General features: G+C 59.8%; 20 protein-coding genes and 1 pseudogene. 17 read left to right on the forward strand and 4 right to left on the reverse strand.

Going from position 1 to position 25,048, the window contains the following annotated elements:
- Positions 1-63 precede the first annotated feature (63 nt).
- Positions 64-966: an alpha/beta hydrolase gene (locus AADW22_RS15360; RefSeq protein WP_017468330.1), complete on the reverse strand. Its 903-nt coding sequence runs from the start codon at positions 964-966 to the stop codon at positions 64-66.
- Between the two features lie 427 nt (positions 967-1,393).
- Between AADW22_RS15360 and AADW22_RS15365 the strand changes: the two genes are divergently transcribed.
- On the forward strand, positions 1,394-2,152 hold the full coding sequence (locus AADW22_RS15365; protein WP_336434079.1) for an IS110 family transposase: 759 nt from the start codon (positions 1,394-1,396) through the stop codon (positions 2,150-2,152).
- 384 nt (positions 2,153-2,536) lie between these two features.
- Positions 2,537-3,285: pseudogene (locus AADW22_RS15370) on the forward strand (IS5 family transposase); the annotation flags it as partial.
- Here AADW22_RS15370 and AADW22_RS15375 read toward each other — a convergent pair.
- A complete protein-coding gene (locus AADW22_RS15375; protein ID WP_037930989.1) occupies positions 3,273-5,312 on the reverse strand; it encodes an FAD-dependent oxidoreductase in 2,040 nt (679 codons plus the stop codon). The pseudogene AADW22_RS15370 and the gene AADW22_RS15375 overlap by 13 nt on opposite strands.
- Positions 5,313-5,320: 8 nt before the next feature.
- Entirely contained in the window at positions 5,321-6,775 is a 1,455-nt protein-coding gene (locus AADW22_RS15380; protein WP_224769585.1) for an NAD-dependent succinate-semialdehyde dehydrogenase, read from the reverse strand.
- A gap of 171 nt (positions 6,776-6,946) precedes the next feature.
- Between AADW22_RS15380 and AADW22_RS15385 the strand changes: the two genes are divergently transcribed.
- The 15 genes from AADW22_RS15385 to AADW22_RS15455 all read left to right on the forward strand — a co-directional run bounded on the left by AADW22_RS15385 (position 6,947) and on the right by AADW22_RS15455 (position 24,856).
- Positions 6,947-7,741 carry an IclR family transcriptional regulator gene (locus AADW22_RS15385; protein WP_009804224.1) on the forward strand — a complete coding sequence of 265 codons (795 nt, stop codon included), beginning with the start codon at positions 6,947-6,949 and terminating at the stop codon, positions 7,739-7,741.
- Between the two features lie 15 nt (positions 7,742-7,756).
- Entirely contained in the window at positions 7,757-8,917 is a 1,161-nt protein-coding gene (locus AADW22_RS15390) for an acyl-CoA dehydrogenase family protein (RefSeq protein WP_007120593.1), read from the forward strand.
- 18 nt (positions 8,918-8,935) lie between these two features.
- Positions 8,936-10,090: an iron-containing alcohol dehydrogenase gene (locus AADW22_RS15395; RefSeq protein ID WP_007120592.1), complete on the forward strand. Its 1,155-nt coding sequence runs from the start codon at positions 8,936-8,938 to the stop codon at positions 10,088-10,090.
- Positions 10,090-11,292, forward strand: a complete 1,203-nt coding sequence (locus AADW22_RS15400; RefSeq protein WP_007120591.1) for a CaiB/BaiF CoA-transferase family protein — start codon at positions 10,090-10,092, stop codon at positions 11,290-11,292. Before AADW22_RS15395 ends, AADW22_RS15400 begins: the two co-directional genes overlap by 1 nt.
- A gap of 52 nt (positions 11,293-11,344) precedes the next feature.
- Entirely contained in the window at positions 11,345-12,226 is an 882-nt protein-coding gene (locus AADW22_RS15405) for an AraC family transcriptional regulator (RefSeq protein ID WP_232272173.1), read from the forward strand.
- 73 nt (positions 12,227-12,299) lie between these two features.
- Positions 12,300-12,758: a thioesterase family protein gene (locus AADW22_RS15410; RefSeq protein WP_007120589.1), complete on the forward strand. Its 459-nt coding sequence runs from the start codon at positions 12,300-12,302 to the stop codon at positions 12,756-12,758.
- Between the two features lie 149 nt (positions 12,759-12,907).
- Entirely contained in the window at positions 12,908-15,079 is a 2,172-nt protein-coding gene (locus tag AADW22_RS15415; RefSeq protein ID WP_009804227.1) for a ParB/RepB/Spo0J family partition protein, read from the forward strand.
- Positions 15,080-15,205: 126 nt separating this feature from the next.
- The gene (locus AADW22_RS15420; protein ID WP_009804228.1) at positions 15,206-15,586 is read left to right on the forward strand and encodes a DUF3768 domain-containing protein; all 381 of its coding nucleotides are present in this window, start codon (positions 15,206-15,208) and stop codon (positions 15,584-15,586) included.
- Positions 15,587-15,702: 116 nt separating this feature from the next.
- Positions 15,703-15,999 (forward strand): hypothetical protein, encoded by a 297-nt coding sequence (locus AADW22_RS15425; RefSeq protein WP_009804229.1) that lies wholly within the window; start codon positions 15,703-15,705, stop codon positions 15,997-15,999.
- An 80-nt stretch (positions 16,000-16,079) separates the two neighbouring features.
- Positions 16,080-16,463 (forward strand): DUF6878 family protein, encoded by a 384-nt coding sequence (locus AADW22_RS15430; protein ID WP_009804230.1) that lies wholly within the window; start codon positions 16,080-16,082, stop codon positions 16,461-16,463.
- 1 nt (position 16,464) lies between these two features.
- Positions 16,465-16,941: a DUF6915 family protein gene (locus AADW22_RS15435; protein ID WP_037930962.1), complete on the forward strand. Its 477-nt coding sequence runs from the start codon at positions 16,465-16,467 to the stop codon at positions 16,939-16,941.
- Positions 16,942-17,046: 105 nt separating this feature from the next.
- Complete coding sequence (locus AADW22_RS15440; RefSeq protein WP_037931030.1) at positions 17,047-17,676, forward strand: hypothetical protein; 630 nt, start codon at positions 17,047-17,049, stop codon at positions 17,674-17,676.
- Positions 17,677-18,191: 515 nt separating this feature from the next.
- A complete protein-coding gene (locus AADW22_RS15445; RefSeq protein WP_407474628.1) occupies positions 18,192-22,589 on the forward strand; it encodes a strawberry notch-like NTP hydrolase domain-containing protein in 4,398 nt (1,465 codons plus the stop codon).
- Entirely contained in the window at positions 22,586-23,632 is a 1,047-nt protein-coding gene (locus tag AADW22_RS15450; protein WP_009827040.1) for a toprim domain-containing protein, read from the forward strand. Before AADW22_RS15445 ends, AADW22_RS15450 begins: the two co-directional genes overlap by 4 nt.
- 312 nt (positions 23,633-23,944) lie before the next feature.
- The gene (locus AADW22_RS15455; RefSeq protein ID WP_009827041.1) at positions 23,945-24,856 is read left to right on the forward strand and encodes a DUF2493 domain-containing protein; all 912 of its coding nucleotides are present in this window, start codon (positions 23,945-23,947) and stop codon (positions 24,854-24,856) included.
- Between the two features lie 8 nt (positions 24,857-24,864).
- Here the strand turns inward: AADW22_RS15455 and AADW22_RS15460 are convergent.
- The coding region (locus AADW22_RS15460) for a hypothetical protein (RefSeq protein ID WP_407474629.1) at positions 24,865-25,048 on the reverse strand (184 nt) is incomplete at its 5' end.

Raw genomic sequence — 25,048 nt, forward strand, 5'->3', positions numbered from 1 at the left:
CTAGATGAATGTTTCGTAGGGGTTTGTCTCGCACCGCACCGCAATGCAGTGCGAGTACAGGTCTCAGAGGGCCCGATACCATGCGGCGATGCGACCAAGTTCCTCGTTTGCCTCGGGCGCGCGTCCCGAAAGCGCGGGAAAGACATGCTGCATGCCTTCGACGATAGACAGGGTCACGTTTACGCCCTGTGCCTTGGCCTTTTCGTGCAACCGTTCGGCATCGCTCTTAAGCGTCTCGGCCCCTCCGGCATTGATATAGAGCGGCGGGTAACCGGTGAAATCGTTCTCCAGCGGGTTGGCCAACGGATTAAGCGGATCCGTGCCTTCACCGAGGAACATCCCCGCCATCGCTTCGAGGATCGGTTTGCCGACTAGCGCATCGGTTTCCGCGTTGGTTTCCAGTGTTTCCCCGCGCATCGCCATGTCGAGCCAGGGCGAATAGGCGATGACCGCTCCGGGCAGTGGCAACCCAAGTTCGCGTAACTTCAGCACGCTGGCGATGGCAAGATTGCCGCCAGCACTGTCGCCAGCCGTCAGAATATTTCTTGCCTTGAAACCCTTATCCAGCAGCGCTTTGTATGCGGCTACTGCATCTTCGATCTGCGCCGGAAATGGGTGCTCGGGTGCGCGCCGATAGTGCAGGATCACCGACGTAACCCCAAGCACCTTAGCGAGGTGCCCTGCCATTTTTCGATGACTATCGGCTGAGCCGACGGCAAAGCCGCCACCATGAGTGTAAACAATTACACGCGAGGTATCTGCCCCGGCTGGTAGGGCCCAGATAGCCTCAACTCCTCCGACATGATCGCTTTTGTAGCTAACGTTTTCCGGCTCTAGTGCGGGCTGCCCCCATTCATCGAACATGCTGCGCAGGTTCGCGATCGTCAGGTCTGGGTTCTCGACCATCTGATCGGTCCAATTCTGATAAAGCGCCCGCAGCGTATCGGCTTCTCTACTGATTTCCATGTTTATCCTCCCAAGCATAACATTTGGCAAAGCCACCAACTGACGTCGCCAATCTCGAAGACGTCAAACGGTCAACGGCATACGCCAATTATCTCAGAGTAAGGGCGAAAAATGCGCCATGTATTGAACAATACTGCTTTGGAAATAGTATGATCGTGCTCAGCCTGTCGTGAGGCAGATATGCCCGTTACTAGGCTCTGTTGATGGCGTGGATACCCCCTCCCGACGGCATCGCAATGTGCCACTATGATGAGCGTTAAAAGCCATCACAGAAGGAAGGAGCATCTATGTCCGAAATTAAAATTATCGGTGTCGACTTGGCAAAGCGCGTTATCCAGTTGCATGGTGCGTACAATGATGGGTCAGTCGCGTTTCGCAAAAAGCTTTCACGAGGCCAGTTTCTCGCGTTCGTGGCGCAGCAACCCAAATGCATGATCGCCATGGAGGCGTGGCCACGGCGCATGGCTGGGGCCGCGAATTTGAGAAGCTGGGGTGCGACGTGCGGTTGATACCGCCGGTCTATGTGAAGCCGTTCGTCAAACGCCAGAAGAATGATGCGACCGATGCAGAGGCCATCTTGGAGGCTGCATTGCGTCCAACCATGCGCTTTTTCGCAGTGAAGACGGAAGATCAGCAGGCCCGTGCCATGCTGTTTCGCACGCGGCAGATGTTTGTCGGCCAGCGCCCCCAGATGATCAACGCTTTACGCGGCCACCTCGCCGAACACGGATTGGTCGCGGCCCGCGGGCCTGCCCATCTCAAGCGACTCGCGGACGCAATCGCAGGTGATGACACCGCGCTGCATGCTGAGGTTCGTGACCTCGGCCGGATGTATCTGGGGCAGATTGAGGGGCTGAATACGCGTGTTGCAGAGCTTGACGCGAAGATGCGATGTGCCGCCAAGAAAGCCGACTTGGTGCGCCGAACACAAACCATGCCGGGCGTGGTTCCTGTCACGGCGCTTGCGATCGAGACATTTGCCCGTGACCTGGCCACCTTCCGGCGCGGGTGCGATTTTGCCGCCTGGCTTGGGCTTGTGCCGAAGCAGCACTCGACGGGCGGCAAAGCCCGGCTCGGGAAGACCTCGAAGATGCGACAGCGCGACTCCGGACACTCTTGGTCTCTGGCGCTATGGCTGTCCTCCAGGCTGTCGAGCGGTTTAACACACCGAATAATGGCTGGCTGAAACGCCTACTAACCCGCAAGCCGCGCATGGGTCGCCGCGATTGCGCTGGCCAAGGCATAGCGAAGACGGCATGCCACGACGTCCCGGTAAGTTGGGAGTGTGAGGAGGTCACTGAAAAGTAAGGGCGAAGGATCGATCAGATCCGGGTCAGAGAAAGCAGCATTTGTGCAGGAGCCACCGAGCTCGGTTTGTTGATATGCCTCTGGTCCGCGCATCGCCATACCGGCCCGCGGTTACATCAGCGCCGCACACAGAGGCCTGATACATGACCGCACCCGATCACACGCTCGCGCCGTTCAAAAAATCACTTGCACCAATGGGGGCATGCATGCACAAATCCCGTGTCGGACTCATCTTATGAATCCAGCGTGGTAGCTGAGGTGCATGAGCAGACCGACAACCCCGACATACAAGACCATGAACTGGCCCGCTTATAACGAAGCGCTCAAGCGCCGTGGCTCGCTGACGATCTGGTTTGACCCCGAGATGAGCTGGGAGGCCGTGCCGACAGGCAGAAGAGTTACAGCGACGCCGCGACCCAGACCTGTCTTTCGATGAAGGTCCTGTTCGGCATGGCCTTGCGACAGGCGACCGGGTTCGTCGAGAGCCTGTTGCGGCTGATCGGTCTCGACTGGACGGTGCTCGACTTCAGCACCCTGTCCCGGCGCCAGAAGACCCTGGCCGTGAACATCCCGTATCGCGGCTCCAAAGGGCCGTTGCACTTGTTGGTGGACAGCACGGGGATCAAGCTTGAAGGTGAGTGGCATGCCCGCAAGCATGGCGGCCCCAAGCGACGGGTCTGGCGCAAGATCCACCTCGGGATCGACGAGCAAACGTTGGAAGTGCGCGCTGTTCAGATCACCGGGAGCCACATCGGTGACGCTCCAGTGTTACCCAACCTTCTTGAACAGATCCCGGCAGACCAGCAGTGTCACGGCTGACGGTGCGTATGACACACGAAAATGCCAGGACGCGATTGCGGACCGTGGCGTCCACGCCGTTATCCCACCAGGTAAGAACGCAAAGTCTTGGAAGACCATCACCGCCTAAGCCGCGTCGAGACGAAGATGCACTGTGTTAAGTTGCTGGGGCAGCGCCTTATGGCGCGGGACTTTGACCGTCAGGTCGCGAAAACCCTTTCTAAATAACGAGGCACCCTCCAGTCGCAAGGGTCCTCTTTGACAAGCGCGCTAAACAGCGCGGCCAACCGATCCTTGCCGATATTTTTGGCGTGGTGCATCAGGCCTCCCCGCCAGCGGGGAAATCCGTAGCCGTGAATCATTACTAGGTCGATGTCTTGCGGTTTTTCTGCGACGCCTTCGTCAAGGATATCGCAGGCTTCCGCCACCATTGCGAGCAAGAGCCTTTCTACGATTTCGTCAGCTGAGAACTCCCGGCGAGTGAAGTTCATTTCTTCTGAGACACGGAGTATTTCGCTAGCGACCAGCTCCGAAGGTGAGGGTTTGCCGTCCGGCCCATAGTCGTACCATCCGGCGCCCGATTTGCGTCCTAGGCGTTTGTGCTTTTCGACCAGCCGCTCGACCAAGGGCATGTGACCACAGCAGTTCCCTTCTGCAGCGGCCTTGCGACGGATATTCGCGTAGGCGATGTCCAGCCCCGACATGTCCTGTGCAGCATATGGACCCATCGCCATACCGAATCCGCGCATAGCCGCGTCGATCTCGTCGACAATAGCCCCCTTCACCAGAAGGCGATTAGCGGCGTGACGGTAGCTAGACAAAATTCGGTTTCCGATGAAGCCATCGCAAACACCAGACAGTACCGGGATTTTACCAAGCCTGCGCGCCAGCACAAATGCTGCACCTAATGTATCGTCTGACGTTCGGTCGCTCCTGACGACTTCCAGAAGCTTCATAATATGCGCAGGACTGAAGAAATGAATCCCTACAAAGCGTGCTGGGTGCTTCAACCCATCAGAAAGCCGATTTACATCGAGATAGGATGTGTTTGTGGCAATAATCGTCTCGGGCGGCAGAGCACCTTCGAGTTCGGTCAAGATCGCGCTCTTGACCGCAAAATCCTCGAAGGCCGCCTCGATTGCTAGATCGGTTGGTGGCAGAGCGTCATAGCCTGAGACCGTAACCAGCCGGTCCTCAACCGCCTTTCCCGCATCGGGGGACAGAATGCCGCGACTGATACCCTGATCAATCAGCTTTTGCAGGTTTTCTCTGGCCCACTCTGCGGACGAGGCACTGCGTTCGACGACAGTCACCGAGATCCCTGCGGTCGCTAGCGTGTACGCAATAGCTGCTCCCATATTACCACCACCGACCACGATGGCGGTTTCAGCATCTCGGGAAGGTCGGGGGTAGGTGCGCCCCTTGTTGGTTGCGGTACGCTCGGTGAAGAAAACGTGCCTAAGGGCCCGCGCCTGATCCGAGGCACGAAGGTCCAAAAACGCAGCGCGCTCGCTGGCCAGTGCGTCGTGCAGCGGCGTCATCGCGCTGGCCGCGACCAGGTCCACCGCAACATGCGGGGCATTCTGGCCAGGCATACGCCGCGCTACCTGCGCGCGGGCGACTTCCGCTGCGAAGTGGTTTGGCATTGGTGAAGGAAGATTGTCGGGTGCCTGTGCCGCCTCTAGAACAGCGTCATCGAGAGCTATGGCCGCGCCAAGCGGGTCATCGGCTAGCAGCTGGATCAGTCCTATTTTCAGTGCCTGCTCGGCGGAAACAGCCTTCCCGGTGACGATCATGTCAAGCGCAGCTTCAATACCGATAAGTCGCGGCAGTCTTTGGGTTCCCCCTGCGCCAGGCACGATCCCCAAGTTTACCTCTGGCAGGCCCAGTTTGGTAGAAGTTGAGGCGATGCGATAGCAGCAAGCCAGAGCAATCTCTAGTCCCCCACCAAGCGCAGCCCCGTTGATGGCTGCGATAGTCGGAATCGGAAGGTGCGCAAGTTGCAACAGCACGTCATTTAGTTGTGGATCAACAGGCAACTGTCCGAATTCCTTCGCATCCGCGCCCGCGACGAACGTCGTTCCTGCGCCGGTGATAATCAGCCTGGTAGCGCCAGTTTCGAGGACTTGGAAGATACATTGTTGTATTCCAGCCCGAACCTCCGCGTTGATTAGGTTAAGCGGCGAATTGTCTATGGTCAGAATTGCTGCGCCATTTGAGAAGCTTAATTCAACAGGCATGGGCATCCTCACAGCACTGGCGCTCGATTGCGCGAGATAAATTTGGTATTGAGATAGCCTTCGAAGGTTTCTGTCCCGCCTTCAGTCCCATAGCCGCTGTCTCTTACGCCGCCAAACGGAGTCTCGGGCAGAGCCAGGCCGAACTGGTTGATGCTTACCATACCTGCCTGCAAACCCGCAGCTGCTTTATCTGCACGCTCCAACGAATTGGTAAAGACATAGGACGCCAGCCCGAAGGGTAGCCCGTTGGCCCGCGACAGTCCGTCCTCTATTTCACGAAAAGACGAGACGACAGCAATCGGGCCGAAGGGTTCTTCGCGCATCAAGTCGATGTCGTCGTTGGGCGTATCGACGACTGTCGGGGCATAGAAGTTACCATGATTCCCAACCCTTTTGCCTCCCGTCAACACCCGTGCACCGTTTTCGCGGGCATCCTCGACGAGCTTTTCCATCGCATTCACGCGTCCGCGATGACACAATGGCCCCATCTGTGTGCCCTCGGTTAAACCATCGCCCACCTTTACGCTCTCAAATGCTGAAACTAGCTCGGACAGAAATCGGTCGTAGATGCCTTGTTGTACGTAAAACCGGGTTGGGGCGATGCACACCTGGCCTGCATTGCGCAGCTTGTTGCCCGCCAAGGCGCGCGCCGCGGCCGTGGCATCGGCGTCGTCGAACACCAATACGGGCGCGTGACCGCCGAGTTCCATCGTCGCCCGCTTCATGTGGCGGCCAGCCAATTCTGCCAGATGCTTGCCCACCTCGACCGAACCGGTGAAGGTGATCTTGCGCACCTCGGGGCGCGCAATAAGAGTTTCCGAAATGAAGGCCGCATTACCCCAGACAAGGTTCAGACAGCCTTCGGGCAAGCCTGCATCCAGCAGATAGCGCGCAATTGCCATGCAGCCCGCCGGAGCCTCTGCCGGGGCTTTCAAGATCATCGTGCAACCTGACGCAAGCGCCGCCGCGACCTTGCGTACCGCTTGGCTCAGCGGAAAATTCCAAGGCGTGATGGCAAGGCAGACGCCTATCGGTTCGCGCACGACAAGCTGCTGTACCCCCGGGCTGCGCGATGGAATGATGCGCCCATAAATGCGCCGACATTCCTCGGCGTGCCAGTCGACGTGGTCAGCTGAGGCGCGGACCTCAGCCAAGGCCTCAGCCAGCGGCTTGCCTTCATCGAGAGTGATCCAGCCAGCGATCAGTCTGTCATTTTGGCGCAGCAGGTCGGCAAACCGTCGCAAAATTGCACTTCGTTCCATGGGAGAGCTGTTTTTCCATCGGCGAAAAGCTGATTCGGCCGAGTGAACCGCATGGTCCAGATCTGCGGCGCTAGCCTGCGGAATCTGTCCGATAGTTTGCCCGTTTGCAGGGTTTATGACTGCACGATCCTCCGGCGTGGGAGAAGCGATCCAGTCCCGTCCGATGAGGTGCTGGATGGTCGGATAATTCATTTCTTTCATGGCGTTATGCCCTCGCTCAGTTGTGTCATCCGCAGGATCCGGCACGAAGGGGACCAGATGGACGACTTTAGTTTTCCGCATAGCGGAAAAGTTTACCACAGTATTGACGCGGACGTTATCGATCGTTTAGATGTGTTTCAAGACGCATAATTCTTCCCGAGGAGGGATGTCGTGAGACCAAGGAAAGACCGCACCAAGGACGCCGAGAGACAGGACCGCGATTTTGTCACGGCGTTGGCGCGCGGCTTGGAGCTGTTGCGGGCCTTTCGGCGGGAAGGGGAGGCTCTGGGGAACGGTGAGTTGGCCGAGCGCACTGGCCTGAGCAGATCGACGGTCTCCCGGCTGGCCTATACACTGAACAAGCTGGAATACCTCAGCTACGACCCGGATACAGCACGTTATCGACTGGCCCCTCCAGTGCTTTCGTTGGGTTTCTCCTGCCTTGCAGGGATTCCGCTGCGGCAACTGGCGAAGCCCTTTATGCAGGAGCTGGCTGATTACACAGGCATGCCGGTGGCCATGGCCAGTCGTGACCGGCTATCGATGGTCTATCTGGAGCGGTGCAAGGGCACTAATGCCGTCACGCTGGCGATCGAGGTTGGTGCCCATATTAAACTGGCCACGACCGCGGTTGGTCGCGCCTGCATAGCGGCGCACGACCCGGATGAGCGGGCCAGAATTCTGGCCCTTGTGGAGGAACATGAAGGCGACAACTGGCCGAATGTGCAGCCCGGAATCGAAGCAGCTATCGCAGACTACCAACAGCACGGTTACTGCACGTCCTTCACGGAGTGGAAACGTGATGTGAACGCTGTAGCGGTGCCCTTCGTGCCGAAGGACGGCTCACCCATTATTGCCTTCAACTGCGGTGGCCCTTCGCAAACCCTTACGCGCGACTGGATCGAAAGCGACGTCGCGCACCGCCTTGTCGATCTTGTCCGCCGCGTTGCGGCGGTCGCACCCTGAACAATAGAGAGCATCATGGCCCTTGATAAAGATACCCTTTCCCAGTTTCTCGACGCGCTCGACCGCTTCGTGAAAGAGCGACTAATCCCTTACGAGGATCGCGTCGCCGACGAGGATGTGATTCCGCCGATGCTGGTCGATGAAATCCGCATGATGGGCCTTTTCGGCATGTCGATCCCGGAAGATTTCGGCGGGCTCGGCTTGTCGATGATAGAGGAAGTGCAAGCCGCTTTCGTTCTTGGCCAGGCTTCGCCTGCGTTCCGGTCGCTAGTTGGCACCAACAACGGGATCGGCTCTCAGGGAATCATCATCGATGGAACCGACGAGCAGAAGGCGCAGTATCTACCAGCTCTCGCGTCCGGAGATATGATCGCATCCTTCGCCCTAACCGAGCCAGATGCTGGGTCGGATGCTGGCAGTCTGCGCACTACGGCGCGGCGTGACGGTAACGATTTCCTTCTGAACGGCACGAAACGCTACATTACCAATGCACCGCGTGCCGATCTATTCACGGTTTTTGCCCGGACCAATCCAGAGGCGGAAGGTTCTGCCGGCGTAAGCGCCTTTCTCGTCGAGGCAGGGACGCCAGGCATAACGCTTGGCCAGCCTGACAGGAAGATGGGGCAGAAGGGCTCGCACACATGCGACGTCATCCTTGACAATGTCCGCGTGCCTGCCGCGAACATTATCGGCGGGCCGGACCGTCTGAACAAGGGCTTTAAGACAGCAATGAAAGTCCTTGACCGGGGCCGACTGCATATTTCTGCCGTCTGTGTGGGCGCCGCCGAACGGCTGATCCGTGACAGCCTATCCTATGCGATGGAACGCAAACAATTCGGTGAACCCATCGCTGAAAAGCAACTGATCCAAGCCATGCTGGCTGACAGTCGCGCCGAGGCCTTCGCAGCGCGTTGCATGATCGAAGAAACAGCACGCCGCAAGGACGCTGGTCAGAACGTGTCGACTGATGCTGCCTGCTGCAAGATGTTTGCCAGTGAGATGGTAGGTCGAGTGGCCGATCGCGCAGTGCAAATCCACGGCGGTGCAGGATACATGGCCGAATATGCGGTCGAGCGCTTCTATCGCGATGTGCGTCTCTTCCGCATCTACGAGGGGACAACCCAGATTCAGCAAATACTGATCGCGCGGAATATGATCCGCACTGCAGCAGCTTAACAGGAGCGAAGACAAACTATGGACTTCAATTTCCTTTCCACCCCGAGGATCGTCTGCGAGAGCGGTGGGCTTGGCCGGATCGGCAGCCTGATGCAAGATTTGTCTTGCACCCGTGCGCTGGTCGTGACGGACCCGGGCATATTGGCCTGTGGTTTTGCGGACGAGGCAGCCGCCTCACTTAGGGCTGCTGGCATCGAGGTTGAGATTTTTCATAAAGTCGAAGCGGACCCCCCGATCGCTGTCGTCGAGGCCGCGGTAGAGGTCGCGCGGGCCTTTGGTGCTGACGGAATCATCGGACTTGGCGGCGGCAGTTCACTGGACACTGCCAAGGTCATCGCAGCGGCGGTAGCCAACGATCAACCGATTACGGACATGATCGGGATTAATCAGGTCACCGATAAACGCTTGCCACTGATCCAGGTGCCAACCACGGCAGGGACCGGATCAGAGGTAACATGGGTGTCCGTGCTGACTTCGGAAAGCCACGAAAAAAAAGCGGTATATGCACCGCAGCTTCTGCCTGACGTTGCCTTGCTAGATGCAAAGCTAACATTGGGAATGCCTCGTCACATCACAGCGGCCACGGCGTTAGACGCAATGGTTCACGCCATTGAGGCAGTAACCAGTCGCACCAGAAAGAATCCCATTTCCGATGGAATGGCGGACAAAGCGCTGGTGCTTCTCGGTCAGAACTTACCAATCGTCATGGAAACGCCTTCGGACCTGTCAGCGCGAGAGGCCATGCTGTTGGGGGCGACACTGGCTGGGATGGCCTTCATTAATGCCAGCGTGGGGGCGATTCATGCCTTGTCATACCCACTTGGAACAGGTTTCAAGGTTCCTCACGGGCACGCAAACGCTCTGGTCGCAGGACCAGTGATGAGGTTCAACATGCCCGTTGCAGAAGCTGAATATGCTCGTCTATCGCGGTTACTACTGCCCTCGCGGCCTTTCAACTCTGATGCGGCTGCGGCCCATGGCCTGATCGACGAGATGGAACGGATGCTAGTCGAAAGCGGACTTGAGTCTCGACTTTCTGGTGTCGGAGTGACCGAGGCAGCCATTCCCGGAATGGCTAATGAGGTCGTGACCGGTATCACGCGATTGCTGGAGACCAACCCGCGCGACATGACAGCCGAAGATGTGTCGCGCCTCTATCAGGAGGCGCTTTGATGGCTGGCTCATTGGACGGGATCAAGGTGGTCGACCTCAGCCGCGTGCTGGGCGGGCCTTACTGCACCCAAATGCTTGCGGATCATGGCGCTGAGGTCATCAAGGTGGAGCCGCCTCTGGGCGACGAGACCCGCAGTTGGGGCCCGCCTTTCAATGATGAACTCAGCGCTTATTTCTCTGGCGCCAACCGCAACAAGCGGTCCATCGCTATCGATCTGCAGCAACCGGAAGGGCGCGACCTGATTTTGCGGTTTCTTCAGGATGCGGATGTTTTAGTTCACAATTTTAAGTCTGGTACTCTTGAAAAATGGGGGCTTGGTTATGCTGATGTTCTCAGGGCACGTTTTCCTAGACTGGTACTCTGCCATGTGACTGGATTTGGTTCCGATGGCCCACTTGGCGGTTTTCCCGGCTATGACGCCGTGGTACAAGCTATGACGGGCCTCATGAGCATCAACGGCAATCCCTCCGAAGGCCCGACACGCATGGGTACGCCCATCGTGGACATCGGCACCGGTCTGATCGCCTGTAACGCTATTCTCGCCGCACTTTTGGAACGGGGCCGGTCCGGATTGGGCCAAGCCATCGAAGTGCCGCTATATGATTGCGCGATCAGCATGATGCATCCCCAAGCGGCTAATTCCCTCATGTCCGGACAGATACCAATGGCGACCGGCAATGGGCATCCAAATATCGTACCATACGACATGTTCGAAACAAGTAATGGCAAACTCTATCTGGCTATCGGTAACAATGGTCAGTTCGCAAAACTCTGTGACGTGCTTGGCCTACCTGAGGTGCCCTGCGATCCACGATTTGCCGACAATGCCGCGCGTCTTGCGCATCGGTCAGAGATGACAGAGGTCTTGTCAGAGTGCCTGGTGCAACATGACGCCTTCAAACTTGAGCCGGTGCTTTTGAAAGCTGGGATTCCCGCCGGAGTCGTTCGGAATGTGAATGAAGCGTTGGAGCATCCACACACCCGACATCGCGGCATGGTGGTATCAGTTGGCACCTACCGCGGCACCGGCGTGCCAGCACGCTTGTCGCGTACCCCCGGAGCGGTTCGCGCGGCACCGCCTCGCTTCGGGCAGCATAGTAGGGAGTTGCTTAGCGAGGCTGGACTGACAGAAGCTGAAATCGATAGATTGACTCAAGCGAATATCGTTCGAGAAGAACCGCGGATGCGCGAGACGACCTAAGCCGAAATTTCAGCTCAAGCGGACGATCGTGAAAAAGTTCAGGGAGGCCAAGATGGAAAGACTGCTCATATCACCGGACCGGATACCCGAATGGATTCCCGGCACGACTACGTTGGACAGTTCCGGGTGCAACTGGAACGGCATTACCCTGAAGGGCTATCGTTATGAGCGACAAGACGCGGCAATTCCCCCCATGCGCGACTATATGATTGTTGCATATGATGGCGCGCCAACCACTATGCGCCGCACGAGTGGCGGCCCATGGCAAAGCGCGCGCGTAGAGAAAGGTAGGATTTCCTTGCTCACGCGTGCAGAGGAATCCACTTGGAGTTGGTCCGAGCCTATCACGGTTAGACACGTCTATCTCAGTCACAGTGAACTCGAAAACACGGCCCTTTCGGTCTTTGATCGTGACCCGAAGTCCATTGAGATCAATGATTGTCTGTCTGCGAAGGACCCCTGTATCCTGAACTGCATCCAATTGCTAGAGAATGAGCTAAAGAACGGTGGAATCGGCCAGAGATTGATCATCGACGCCCTGCGCATCCAGATCGCCGTTCACCTTCTGCGTCAGTACGCCAAGGTCTCTTTGACCAGCGACGCAAACTCGAACTTCAGCCCTGCTCAAAGGCAGAGAATCATCGATCTCGTTGAAAGCTGCTTAGGTGAAAACCTCAGTCTGGAAGACATGGCCGCATCTATCGGTTTCAGCCAGTTTCACTTTTCGCGTCAGTTCAAGGCGGAGTTTGGGTTGGCACCGTATGCATATGTTTTGCGCAAGCGAATATCGAAGGCCCAGGAGATGCTGAGAAAGGGTAATGCCCCCCTGAAAGTGGTCGCGCTTGACTGCGGTTTTGCAGATCAGAGTCATTTTAGTCGAACTTTTCGAAAAATGACAGGCGCGACCCCCGCCGAATTCCGGCGCATGGCATAATGACCGGAAAACTATTCCTTCCTATCGCTGTCACGCACCAGAGACAAAGAAATGTTGAGCCCGTAACGCTGCAATGAATGTACCAGAAACAGAATTTAAACCACGATTTGCCTTCGAACGCAGGATTTTCTTTGGCGACTGTGACCAGCTGGGAATCGCCTTTACTGGCCGGATTACGAATTTCGCGCTGGAAGCGATCGAGACTTTCTGGGACGATTTGCTTTCAGGCCGGGGCTGGCTTTTTCTACTCACGGAAAGAAACACGGCCATGCCTTTTGTCTCTATGGACCTACAATTCCATGCGCCGGTGAAAGCAGGCGCGAACCTAGCATGCGAGGTCTATGTGGTCCATGTCGGGGAAAGTTCAGTTGGTCTAAAAGTTGTCGGCCGTCAGCATGACTTGATTTGCTTCGAATGCGAAACGAAGTCAGTTTTCCGAGATGCTTCAACATTTGGTAAAGTCAAAATTGAAAGCTCAATTCGGCAGATTTTGCTCGCGGAAGTGGGTTCGGAAAATCAAACAGTGAGCTAGGCCTGTAGGCTTTGGAGACAGCAAAGCCTGTGCAAAACGATCTCATGTAAGGGAACACAAGAAAAAGCCAGAGAAAGGGAAGCCCGGGTGCCGGGCTTGAAAGGATAGAGAGAGGCTCTTCCGGGTCCGGCGTGACAAGGACCCTGACCATGGCCAAGACCACAACCCGCCCGAAACCCGCCACTGCGAAGAAAACCGAAGCCACTGAGTTGTCCGTGCCTGGCGGCGGGACCGACATCCGGATGATCCCGCTCGACCAGTTGGAGCCGAGCCCGCTCAACGTTCGAAAAGTTGCGGCCAGCGCCAGCGACGATGCTGAGCTCCTCGTCAGTATCCGCGAGACCGGAATTAAACAGAATCTGGTGGTTCATGCGCTGTCAGAGACACGTTTTGCAGTCGATGCCGGCGGTCGTCGCCTCAAGGCGCTGAAGCAGCTCGCTGAGGACAGCGTCATCCCCGCCGATCACCCCGTGCCCTGCCTCGTCGATGATAAGCGCAACGCCATCCTTACTTCTGCAACTGAAAACCTCCAGCGCGCGGCGATGCACCCCGCCGACCAGTTCGAGGCTTTTGAGGCGATGATCGCCGAGGGCCGCAGCGAAGACGAGATCGCGCTCAAATTCGGCGTCTCCGTCGACCTGGTGCGCCGCCGCCTCAAACTCGCCCGTGTCGCGCCCGAGATCATCGAGCAGTTCCGCGCGGGTGATCTGACCCTTGAATGCGTGATGGCTTTCACACTGACCGACGACCATGATCGCCAGCTGGCGGTCTGGAACGCAGTGAAGGGCGGCTATCACATCCATCCGCAAAGCATCAAACGCCATCTTACCGAGACCGCCCATTCGGCGAACTCGGCCATCGGGCGCTTTGTCGGCATTGAGGCCTATGAGGCGGCGGGTGGTGTTCTGCTGCGCGATCTCTTCGACGACCGCGCCAGCGCCCATATGGAGAACCCCGAACTCCTAGAGCGTCTCGCCATCGAAAAGCTGCAGGCTGCGGCGAAAACCTTCGAGGGAACGTGGAAATGGGTCGAGGTGCATCTCTCGGTGGATTACGGCGCGTTTCGCAGCTTCGGGCGGGTCTATCCGCAGGACATCGACCCCGATCCGGACCTGCTCACCGAAGAAGAACGTCTCATTGCGCGCGAGGAAGAACTGGCGGCGAAGAATGACGGCGAGGACTGGACGGACGCGGAGACGGAAGAATATTATGCCATCGAGCCGCGCCTGCGCGAGATCGAGGCCCTGCAACGCGAACGGCAGCCTTACGCGGACGAAGATCGTGCCATCGCGGGCGTGGTTCTGACCATCGGTCATGACGGCGCGCTGCGTGTCGAGAAAGGCCTCGTGCGGCCAGAAGATATCCCCGCTGCGGTCGTCCCGAGCGAAAATAGTGCTGACGCGGGTGATGCCCCGTCTCCTGTCCGCCCGAACGTGACGCCGCCAACCTCCTCGACACCGGTGCCCACCTCCGACCCGGCCGCGACCTTGCGCAAGGCGAACGGGATTTCGGCGAGCCTCGCCGACGATCTGCGCGCGACGCGTCAGCATATCCTTCGGGCGCATCTGGCGGCGGATTTCGAGGTGGCGTTCGATGCGATGCTCTACGCGCTCTGCGAGCAGGCTCTGGGGCGGTCCTACAACAACGAGGCGCTCGATATCTCGATCCGGCCCTTCCAGGCGCAGAACCGCGAGGTGCTGCATTCGGATACTGTTGCCCAGAAGATGCTCGAGGCGCTGGAGCAGGGCCTCGCCACCGACTGGATTACGCTGGAGAAGCCCGAAAACTTCCGGGCGATGTCGGCGCTGCCCATTGCCGCCAAGCAGGCGCTTTTCGCCTGGGCGACGGGTCTGGCAGTCAAGCCGCAGCTTTCCTCCGACAATCGCCCCTCCCCGATCATCGAGGAGATCGGCGCGCGTCTTGACGTCGATGTGGCGGCCTGCTGGCGCCCGACTGCTCAGAATTACTGGGGTCGGGTCAACAAGGGGCATGCGGTCGCTACCGCGCGCAAGCTCATTGGCGACGATTACGCCGAAGATCGCAATCGCGAGCGTAAGGGCGATATCGCGGCCGCGATGGAGCGGGCCTTCGCGGAAACGGCCGGCGAGACGGAAGGGTTCGACGCCGCAACGGTTGTCAGGACGACGCGCTGGCTGCCCGACGGGATGGTGTTTGCCGGTGCGGCGGAGGCTGTTGCCGACATGGCAGGCGAAGCGCCGGAGACCGAGGAGGGGGATGTGTCCGCCGAAGATTCTCTGAGCGACGCCGAGAGCGATGAACCGTCGTCCTTGCCCGCCTTCCTCAGCGAGGATGCGGCTTGACGAGCCGCACGCTGACCTGATCACGACATGAGCCTTGGGCCGTCCTCACATCGAGGGCGGCCCTTTCCGGCTGACGGGTTACCAACAGCCGATATCGGATCGGCGGGCCCGTCCCGGAGATATCCCATGACCACCACACTTGACCTCGATCCCGTTAAGGAAGCCGCACTCGTCGCTTCGCAGAATGACGCCTTTCGTCGCTCTATCCTTGGCAATATCCTCGTCACCGATGCCCCGCAGGGCCAGTTCGTGATGACCCGTGGCGTTGCAGCGCTTGGGCCCGATGCCCAGCTTGCTCTCACCCGCAGCGTGGCTTCATTTGACGCGTTCAACGCTGACAGCGACCCGCAAGGATGGCACGAGATGGGCGTCATCGACCTCGACGGCACGAAGGTCTGGTTCAAGATCGACCTGTACGACGTCGACTACACCTATGGCTCGCCTGAGCCCTCCGATCCTGATCAGACGCGCCGGGTCCTGACCCTGCTTCTGCCGTCGGAATACTGACGCCCCTTTTTCACCGACATCGCCACGGATCGCCCTTGCACAAAGGGCGGTCCTTTCGGGCTGGCGGGTTCCAAGGGGCGCGATGATCGTGTCCGGCCTGCCGCAGGAGACCAGAGATGGCCAAGACACTCGACTACCAGATCACCCTCTATCCCGCACATCGCGATGGCGCCTTCGTCGTCACCCAGTTCCAGATGCTGGCGAACTACCCCGAAAAGCGCATCGAGGCCGCGGGCATGGATGATCTGATCGACCAAGTGACGCAGTTCGCGATGGAGCACGGCGAGAGCTGCAGCGCCTCGGTGCGCTGCCTCGCTCCGCGCAAACCGCCGGGGTTCAAGCGCGCGACCGAGAATTTGTATTTCAACCTGGTTGACCGGACGGCTGAGAAACGCGGCGACGCTGCGGCCTGAAGCCCCCCAAAGGAAACCTCCGGGGCGCGGCCTGCAAGACGGTCGCCCTCACCCTCCCTCAATTCCAAAGGACCGAAGATATGACACAAGCAAATGATTTCTACGCGCAGATGCTCGAAGCCCAGAGACGGGCAGCCGAACAGCGGGTCGAGACCCGCGCAGCCCTTCTCACCGAACTGCGCGGCCTCGGCGTGACCGGCCTCGACGTGCAATATGAAGGCTATGGCGATTCCGGCAATGTCGAGGAGGTCGTCGTGACGCCTGACACGATTACCCTGACAGAAGAGCTGCGGCGACGGGTCGAAGATTTCGGCTGGGACTTTGCCTATGCGCTGAGCCCTGGCTTCGAAAACAACGAGGGCGGCTATGGCGAATTGACCTGGGCGCTCGAGACGGACAAGATCGATGTCAGCCACTCGAACCGCTTCATCGAGACCGACACCACAGAACATGAGGGGCTCTGACATGGCACATCCTCTCCACCACGCCGAAAGCTCGGCCCGTAGATTTGGCGGTGTTCCAGATGATTACCAACATGTGCATGACTGGTTTGACTCATCTAAAGAGCACCTAGGTCTCTTTGTTCACAGAGCCCAAAAACATCATACGGTCGGGATCTATGATGCCGAGCGGGTGTTCGGTCGCAGCCTGATCAACAGCGCGGGCCGGGTCGTTCCGATCCGCTGGATCGGCGAGCAGCATGTGCGCGAAGACTGCCAGGGGCGTATCCCGTCACTGGCTGACTGGCTCGGACGCATACAACCCGAACCGTGGATGGCCAATGGCCGGATCGACAACGACCCGACGCAGATCGGCAGCGATCCGCGTGCGGCCTGGGTCCAGGCGGTTGCGGGTCACCAGACCATTCTTGGCTTTGAGGATTGGCTTCTCAAGGTCTCTGTCGAGCACGTCCAGCATCGCCAGAATCGCGCCGCCGCCTGATCCGCCGGGCGGCAAACTCACCAACCATCTGATCCCATCCAGATCGACCCGCCTGCGCCACAACCGGCTTGGCGGGTCGATTGCGTTTCGAGAAAGGACATGGACATGCAAGATCCCGTCTACGAGGAGGTCCACCAGGGCCACACGATCAAGATCTACCACGACCCCGACGCTGAGGACCCACGAGAGTGGTGCAACCTCGGTACGCTGATCTGCTGGCACCGCCGCTATCGGCTGGGTGACAGCCATCAGTACGACAGCCCTGAGGCGTTCCTGCGCGATCTTGCGGGCGTCTCGGATCAGAGCGATCTCTCGATGGATCGTCTGCGGGACCGCGCCGAGCGGAAGGCAATCATTCTGCCTGTGTTTCTCTATGACCATTCCGGTCTCGCGATGAACACCGTCGGGTTCCACTGCCCGTGGGATTCTGGGCAGGTCGGTTACGTCTACGTGACGCTCGAAGCGGTCCGAAAGGAATTCGGTGTAAAACGCGTGACCAAGGCCCTGCGCGAACAGGCTGTAGACATCTTACGTGGTGAGACCGCCGACTACGATTCTTACCTTGGTGGGCGTGTCTATGGTTACATCGTCGAACAGGGTGGCGAGGAGATCGACGCTTGCTGGGGGTTTGTTGGCGCCTATGAGACGCATTGTTTGCCGGAGGCGCGGAATGCCGTTCCTCGGTCCGATCCCCATGCGCCACCCGCGACCGGTGCATTGACCGCATATCCATAGAATAACTCGCCGCCACACACCGGAACTATGGGCAGCACCCGATCGCGGACATGCATTGCTGCATTGCAGAAAAGTCATAGCCCGCCCATTGTGCGACTGCAGCATTGCTCCTATGTTCGCTCTTGTGATCGGTTCTCTCCTCCTCCCTGAGCCGATCCGGAATAATCGGCGGCATCCACCTCCTCCCGGATGTCGCCTTTTTATTTGCAGATCCCCATTCTGAGCTCTTGCGATTTCTCCTCGTTGACCATTCGGTCCCCGAGCTTGCTGTGTGTCGGGTCCGTTTCGCTGGAGGTGCCCAAAATGCAGGCACGGCCGTGTCCCAGCAGCCTGGCATGGGTTTGCGCGACAACGCCCACAGCGTCATCCCCAGATTTTGTGGATAAGTTTTCGCTGCCAAGACTTCAGTTTTCGAGGCCATGAAAGAGTGAGAGACAGGGCGGGAGGGGTGACCCCTCCCGGGTGAGAGAGTGCACGCGGGGCTCGGGGCCAACCCTCAACCCCGGAGATTGCCGATGAACGCTCACCCCCATTCCGTCCAACTTGCAACCGAGCCCGAAGCCCCTGCCCTGCCGGATGCCCCACGCTTCGCCCAAAACCTGATGCAGGCTGCGAAAATCCTCGTCCCCGTTTTCGAGGCAGGCAGGTCCATCGACGCCGCCGCACTTCGCGCCGCGATGGAAGATGCTTGCGGTGCCAGTGACACAAGTGGTGCCTGGGTCTGGAAAGACGCCTATGAGGCGGCCGAGGTCGCCCAAATCCTTATACTCTCGCGCTACGGCGCGCTGATGCAGCGTCAGGCACTGTCGCCGCAGGCCTTCCTCACCATGATCGAACGTTTCACGGCTCTGGCCCCGTCTCACACGCGCCGCTCCGAAGACAGTATCCGTCTGCAACAGTTTTCCACGCCTTTGCCCCTCGCGGCCATCGTCGCGCAGGCCGCCGGGTTTCGGGACGACGACCTGATGCTCGAGCCGTCGACGGGCACGGGCATGCTGGCCATCTTTGCAAAGATCGCTGGTGCACGGTTGGCGCTGAATGAACTTGCCGACACGCGCCGCGCCCTACTGGGGCAGTTGTTCCCCGATGCCGCCGTTTCAAACCACGATGCCGCCTCGATCAACGACCGGCTGGATCGGTCGATCACGCCCTCTGTCATCGTGATGAACCCGCCGTTTTCTGCGGCCAACCATGTCGAGGGCAAGTTCCGGCAGGCCACCAGCCAGCATGTTCTCTCCGCCCTGGCACGCCTCGCGCCTGGTGGGCGGCTTGTCGTCATCACCGGCGAAAGCTTCCGTCCCTCTTTGAAATCCTTCCAGTCGACATTTCAGCGGATCGGCCAGAGCGCCGATGTCGTGTTTTCGGCCCCCATCGACGGCAAGGTCTTCGCACGGCATGGCACCACGATCGACACGCGGTTGACGGTAATCGATAAGCGCGCGGCTGGTGCTGAAGAGACCGCACCGGCTGATATTGACGCCGCCTATCATCCGATCTGCGCGACCACGAGTGATCTTCTCTCCGTAGTACTCGCCCATTGCCCGGAACGCCGCAGCCCCCCGCCCTGCCCCACCACATCGGCCCTTTCGGTCCCGTCTCAGCCGACCCGCACCAACCTCCACGCCCTGCGCAACGCAGCACGCAAAGAAACCCGTGCGCTCGCCGAGGAACGCGCGAAGCATCCGTTCGACGACATCGAGACGGCCCCGCTCGACTACTTGCCAAAAGCCTGGAGCGAACCCTATGGCACGTTGCAGGACACGGTCTACGAGGTCTATGACCTGCAGGCGATCCGGATCGACGGCGCGGCGGAGCATCCGACAGCACTTGTGCAATCCGCCGCCATGGCCTCGGTGCCGCCGCCCGTGCCGAGCTACCGCCCCGTTCTGCCGAAGACCCTCGTTCGAGACGGTCTCCTCTCTGCGCCGCAGCTCGAAAGCGTGATCTACGCGGGCAATGCACACGAGACGCATCTCAAAGGCTTGTTCAAGCGTGGCGAGATCGAAGGCCAACTGATTGCAGCGGCTGAGGGTGACGAAGGCGCCTTCCGCCTGCGCAAGGGCTGGTTCCTCGGTGATGGCACTGGATGCGGTAAAGGGCGACAGGTCGCGGGTATCATTCTCGACAACTGGCTGCAGGGGCGTCGCCGCTCGGTCTGGGTCTCGAAGAGCGACAAGCTCATCGAGGATGCGCGACGCGACTGGATGGCGCTCGGCGGGCGTGAAAGCGATATCGTGCCGCTCTCAAAATTCCGCCAAGGCAGCGACATACGCCTGCCCGAGGGCATCCTCTTCGTTACCTACGCCACGCTGCGCTCGGCTGAACGTGAGGGCAAGGCTGCCCGCCTCGAGCAAGTGACCTCCTGGCTCGGCGAGGGGTTCGACGGGGTCATCGCTTTTGATGAAAGCCACGCCATGGCCAATGCCGCCGGCGAAAAGTCCGACCGCGGCGACAAAAAGGCCTCTCAACAAGGCCTTGCGGGCCTCGCGCTGCAAAACGCCGTGCCCGACGCCCGCGTACTCTATGTCTCGGCCACCGGGGCGACGGTCGTTGGCAATCTTGCCTATGCTTCGCGCCTCGGTCTCTGGGGCACGGGAGATTTCCCCTTCGTGACGCGGGCAGAATTTGTCGCCGCGATGGAGGCCGGGGGCATCGCCGCCATGGAGATGATTTCCCGCGACCTGAAGGCGCTTGGGCTCTATCTCGCGCGGTCCCTCTCCTATGCCGGGGTCGAATACGAGATGCTGGTCCATGAGCTGACGCCCGCCCAGGTCGCGATCTACGACAGCTACGCTGATGCCTACCAGATCATCCACACCAACCTTGAGGCTGCCCTACAAGCCTCTGGCATTTCGTCTGAGACAGGCACCTTGAACCCTCAGGCCAAATCCGCCGCACGCTCGGCGTTTGAGAGCAACAAGCAGCGCTTCTTCAACCACCTCATCACCGCCATGAAATGCCCCTCGCTGATCCGCGCCATCGAGGCGGACCTGGCGGCGGGACATTCGGCGGTGATCCAGGTGGTGTCGACCAGCGAGGCGGTGATGGAACGGCGTCTCGAAGAGATCCCGCCTTCGGAGTGGGATGATCTGCAGGTCGATTTTACGCCGCGCGAGAACATCATGGACTACCTGATGCATTCCTTCCCGACGCGGCTCTTCGAGCCTTACACCGACGAGAGCGGGGATCTGCGCTCGCGCCCGGCCGTCGATGGCGATGGCAATCACATCATTTGCCGCGAGGCGGAGCGGCGGCGGGACGAGCTTGTCGAGCATCTCGGTGCCCTCGCCCCAGTACAGGGTGCTCTCGACCAGATCCTTTGGCATTTCGGAGGGGAGGCTGTGGCCGAGGTCACGGGGCGCAAACGGCGCATCGTGAAGACGCGGGAGGGGCGGCTCAAGGTCGAGAAGCGTCCCGCTTCCTCCAACCTCGGAGAAACCCAGGCCTTCATGGATGATGCCAAGCGCATCCTGATCTTCTCCGATGCCGGTGGCACCGGGCGCAGCTATCATGCCGATCTCGGGGCCAAGAACCAGCGCCTGCGGGTGCATTACCTCCTTGAGCCCGGCTGGAAGGCCGACAATGCGATCCAGGGGCTCGGGCGCACCAACCGCACCAATCAGGCGCTGCCGCCGCTGTTTCGACCCGTCGCAACAGACGTGAAGGGTGAGAAACGGTTCCTCTCCACCATCGCGCGCCGCCTCGACACGCTCGGGGCGATCACCAAGGGGCAGCGCGAAACCGGCGGCCAGAACATGTTCCGCGCCGAGGACAATCTTGAGAGCCCCTACGCACGCGCGGCGCTGCGCCAGTTCTTCTACAAGCTGCGTGCGGGTAAGATCGAGGCCTGCTCCTATGCGAAATTCCAGGAGATGACTGGGCTGACGCTCGATGAAGCGGATGGCACGATGAAAGAGACCCTGCCGCCGATCCAGCAGTTCCTGAATCGTTGCCTCGCGCTCCGCATCGACATGCAGGACGCGATCTTCGAGGCCTTCGGCGGGTTCCTCTCGGCCATCATCGAAGATGCGCGCCAGGCAGGCACGCTCGATGTCGGCCTCGAAACGCTCAAGGCCGAGAAATTCGAAATCGTCGACCGCAAGGTCATCTTCGAGCACGGGGCTACGGGCGCAACGGCAACTGCGCTGACCGTGGAGCGTACCGATCGCAACGATCCGCTCACCCTGCCCCGGATCAAATCGATCTGCGCAAATACGGACGGCGCGACGCTGTGCTGGAACACCTCCTCCAAACGCGCGGCGCTGATGGTGAATGCGCCGGCCTTCATGGACGAGGACGGCGTGCCGATCCTGCGGGTGAAGCTTCTGCGTCCGATGGCCACAGAAATCCTCGCGCTGACCGAGTTCTCGAAGTCGCACTGGGAAGAGATCGATGATGCGATATTCGAACAGCTCTGGCAGGCCGAGGTCGAGGCAGTGCCGGAGTTCACCACCTCAAAGATTACGCTCATCTGCGGGCTTCTCCTGCCGATCTGGGATCGGCTTCCCGCTGACAACATGCGCATCTACCGCCTTCAGACCGAGGATGGGGAGCGCGCCATCGGTCGACTGGTCAGCCAGGAGCAGCTTCTCAATGTCTTTGCACGCCTTGGTCTCGATTGCCAGATCGAGATGACGCCGCGGGAAGTGCTCGCCGCCGTGATGGAAGCCAGGACGACGCTGAACCTCCTCGGCGGCTATCAGCTGCGCCGGTCGCTGGTCATGGGGCAGCCGAGGCTTGAGCTGATAGGTGCTTCAGGCGCGGCCCTGCCCGGACTGAAGGCAATGGGCTGTTTCACGGAAGTGATCCAGTGGAAGACGCGGGTGTTCATTCCGGTCGACGGCATCGAGGTGCTGACACGGGTCCTTGCCGAGCATCCAGTTGGCGCCGGCACATCGGAGGCCGCCGCATGAGCGCGCGCCACAGTATCGCGGACCTCTCGGCCGATCTGGCAGACCATGCCGAGAGTTTCTGCCGCCAGTATTTCCCCGAGGGGCGCAAGCTGGGTAATTATTGGCAGGTCGGCGACACGTCCGGTGCAAAGGGCCAGAGCCTCGCCATCCGTCTGCAGGCGCAGGTTGGTCGTAAAGCCGGGTCCTGGCAAGATTTCGCGACGGGTGAATATGGCGACCTGATCGACCTGCTGCATGAACGGCTTGGGTCTGTCACGCTCAAGGAGACCCTGAGGGAGGCTCGATCCTTCCTCGGCGAAGCCCCCTGCCCTGCCGTACCTCGAGACACCCAAAGGGCTGAGCGCCCGGATGCAGCCTCCAGCAAACGCATCGCGCGGGCGCGCAAACTTTTCGCTGCTGGCAAGCCGGTGTTTGGCACCTTGGCCGCCACCTATCTGCAGGGGCGCGGGATCACACGGCTCGGCCCGGCCCTGCGCTATCACGCGCGTGTCTTCCTGCGGCAGGGCGAGGACGACCCCGATCTGCTGGAACGGGCCCCTGCCCTACTGGCAAAGATCACCGACAATCGCGGCCAGATCACCGGATGCGCAAGGGTTTTTCTCGACCCGTCCACCGGCGGTTTGGCCGAGATCGAGAGCCCGAAGCGGATCCTCGGACAGCTGCACGGCCATGCCATCCGCTTCTGGTCCGGCAAGGCGCGCAGCGATCTCATCGTCGGTGAAGGTCTCGAGAACACCCTCTCGGTCGGCACGGCTCTCCCCGAGTTCGATCTCGCCTCCTGTCTCACTGCCACCCATCTCGGCCTCTTCATCCCGCCGCCGAGGATCAAGCGTATCTGGATCGCGCGGGACAATGACGAAGCTGGACGCGACGCATCAATAAGATTGCTTAACCAACTGGAATCGCTTGGAATTACCTGTGGTGATCTCGTACCAAACATGGGCGATTTCAACGACGATCTGCGGGCATTTGGCAAAGATGCGCTGCGCCGTTCTCTGCTAAAGGCCATGAAAGCACAAGGTCTGGAGATCGAGGACGGGTGACCGCCAACCTCCCCGGGGATGCCTGACCGGGCAAAGGTTTCGCCGGTTCTATCTGATCCCGTTTGGACAAGGGGAGCGATGGACCGGCGGGTCGGAGCAGAGTGCTCCTCGCCCGGGCAGCAATGCGCCCGCTACCCGGAAAATTCCCCTGCCCCACCACATGACCGTGGCGGGCCATTCCTCGCGGGAACAATTTTCCGGTCCGGGTCACATTCTCCGCTGCGCTCCGATCCTGACGGATGCGGCCCGGTCGCCGCCGGTCCTGTTATCGCCCCATCCAAATCGGGTCAGATCAAACAGAGGAACCAGACAATGCCCCATCAGACAGACATCCAAGAGGAAACCGGCGTGACCTCCGCCATCCTCGACCACCTCGCACTTCACGTCGCAACGCCCGGGCCCGGCGAGACCGATCATCGCCCCCTGCCCCAGCCCGACGAGGTCGAACTCGCCATGGCGACGCTCTTTGACACCACCATCGGCCTCCTCACCGGAAGCCAGTTGGAAGACAATCTCGAAGAGATGCTCTGGTCCCTGACCTCGATCTTCCATCGCCGGCTCACCCATATCCAGAAGCTCCTCGATGACAACGAATTCGAGGTCCGGGAAAGTCTGGCCATCCAGGACGGCTCCGAGGTCGCCTCGGTCGAACTCGAGCGCCTCCAGATGATCGGGCTGAAGCTCTGGGACCATCGCGACGCTTTCGAGCAGATGCGCGATCTGGCCGTGGACCACTTCTCGGCCGCCACCGGTTCACCCTGGCTGCCCCGCACCGGATCCAAGGTCTCGCATCGCGGTCTCACCTCCGCCGTGGTGGACAGCCGGGCCTATCTCTCGGCCAAGCGGCGCAAGGAGACCGAGGTTCACTGCCCCGAAGGCACGCGGATCGCCTTCTCGGGCGGGGACTATCACGCCTACGACCTGATCTGGTCCGTCCTCGATGCCACCCATGCGAAATACCCAGACATGATTCTTTTACACGGCGGCACACCAAAAGGTGCCGAGATGATCGCTGCCCGCTGGGCAGATACCCGTGGTGTCACGCAGGTGGCGTTCAAACCCGACTGGAAGAGCCATGGCAAGGCTGCCCCCTTCAAGCGCAACGACAAGATGCTCGAGACCATGCCCCAGGGTCTGATCGCCACGCCCGGTTCGGGCATCACCGAGAATATCGTCGACAAGGCCCGCAAACTCGGCATCCGCATCAAGAGGATCGGGGCTTAGGCCCCGGTTCACGCACCGCGCAGGAGATCCCGCACGACCACAGCCTCGGAGTAATGGAACGCTACCCTTGTGGTGGACTTGGTGCACGACGCAATATCTAGAAAGTGCTTGCACGAATCTGGCTGGTCGGGCAATAGTCTCGAAAAATAACGCGCGGTCACATAAAAAACGCGCCCACGGATCGGGGCAGAC

Origin of the sequence: Sulfitobacter sp. PM12, assembly GCF_045586035.1 — a bacterium.
Classification (GTDB): Bacteria; Pseudomonadota; Alphaproteobacteria; order Rhodobacterales; family Rhodobacteraceae; genus Sulfitobacter; species Sulfitobacter pontiacus.

Coding starts and splice junctions, on each gene's coding strand:
- AADW22_RS15360 (WP_017468330.1), bottom strand. CDS start 966: ATGGAAATCAGTAGAGAAGCCGATACGCTGCGGGCGCTTTATCAGAAT.
- AADW22_RS15365 (WP_336434079.1), top strand. CDS start 1,394: ATGCATGATCGCCATGGAGGCGTGGCCACGGCGCATGGCTGGGGCCGC.
- AADW22_RS15375 (WP_037930989.1), bottom strand. CDS start 5,312: ATGCCTGTTGAATTAAGCTTCTCAAATGGCGCAGCAATTCTGACCATA.
- AADW22_RS15380 (WP_224769585.1), bottom strand. CDS start 6,775: ATGAAAGAAATGAATTATCCGACCATCCAGCACCTCATCGGACGGGAC.
- AADW22_RS15390 (WP_007120593.1), top strand. CDS start 7,757: ATGGCCCTTGATAAAGATACCCTTTCCCAGTTTCTCGACGCGCTCGAC.
- AADW22_RS15395 (WP_007120592.1), top strand. CDS start 8,936: ATGGACTTCAATTTCCTTTCCACCCCGAGGATCGTCTGCGAGAGCGGT.
- AADW22_RS15400 (WP_007120591.1), top strand. CDS start 10,090: ATGGCTGGCTCATTGGACGGGATCAAGGTGGTCGACCTCAGCCGCGTG.
- AADW22_RS15405 (WP_232272173.1), top strand. CDS start 11,345: ATGGAAAGACTGCTCATATCACCGGACCGGATACCCGAATGGATTCCC.
- AADW22_RS15410 (WP_007120589.1), top strand. CDS start 12,300: ATGAATGTACCAGAAACAGAATTTAAACCACGATTTGCCTTCGAACGC.
- AADW22_RS15415 (WP_009804227.1), top strand. CDS start 12,908: ATGGCCAAGACCACAACCCGCCCGAAACCCGCCACTGCGAAGAAAACC.
- AADW22_RS15420 (WP_009804228.1), top strand. CDS start 15,206: ATGACCACCACACTTGACCTCGATCCCGTTAAGGAAGCCGCACTCGTC.
- AADW22_RS15425 (WP_009804229.1), top strand. CDS start 15,703: ATGGCCAAGACACTCGACTACCAGATCACCCTCTATCCCGCACATCGC.
- AADW22_RS15430 (WP_009804230.1), top strand. CDS start 16,080: ATGACACAAGCAAATGATTTCTACGCGCAGATGCTCGAAGCCCAGAGA.
- AADW22_RS15435 (WP_037930962.1), top strand. CDS start 16,465: ATGGCACATCCTCTCCACCACGCCGAAAGCTCGGCCCGTAGATTTGGC.
- AADW22_RS15440 (WP_037931030.1), top strand. CDS start 17,047: ATGCAAGATCCCGTCTACGAGGAGGTCCACCAGGGCCACACGATCAAG.
- AADW22_RS15445 (WP_407474628.1), top strand. CDS start 18,192: ATGAACGCTCACCCCCATTCCGTCCAACTTGCAACCGAGCCCGAAGCC.
- AADW22_RS15450 (WP_009827040.1), top strand. CDS start 22,586: ATGAGCGCGCGCCACAGTATCGCGGACCTCTCGGCCGATCTGGCAGAC.
- AADW22_RS15455 (WP_009827041.1), top strand. CDS start 23,945: ATGCCCCATCAGACAGACATCCAAGAGGAAACCGGCGTGACCTCCGCC.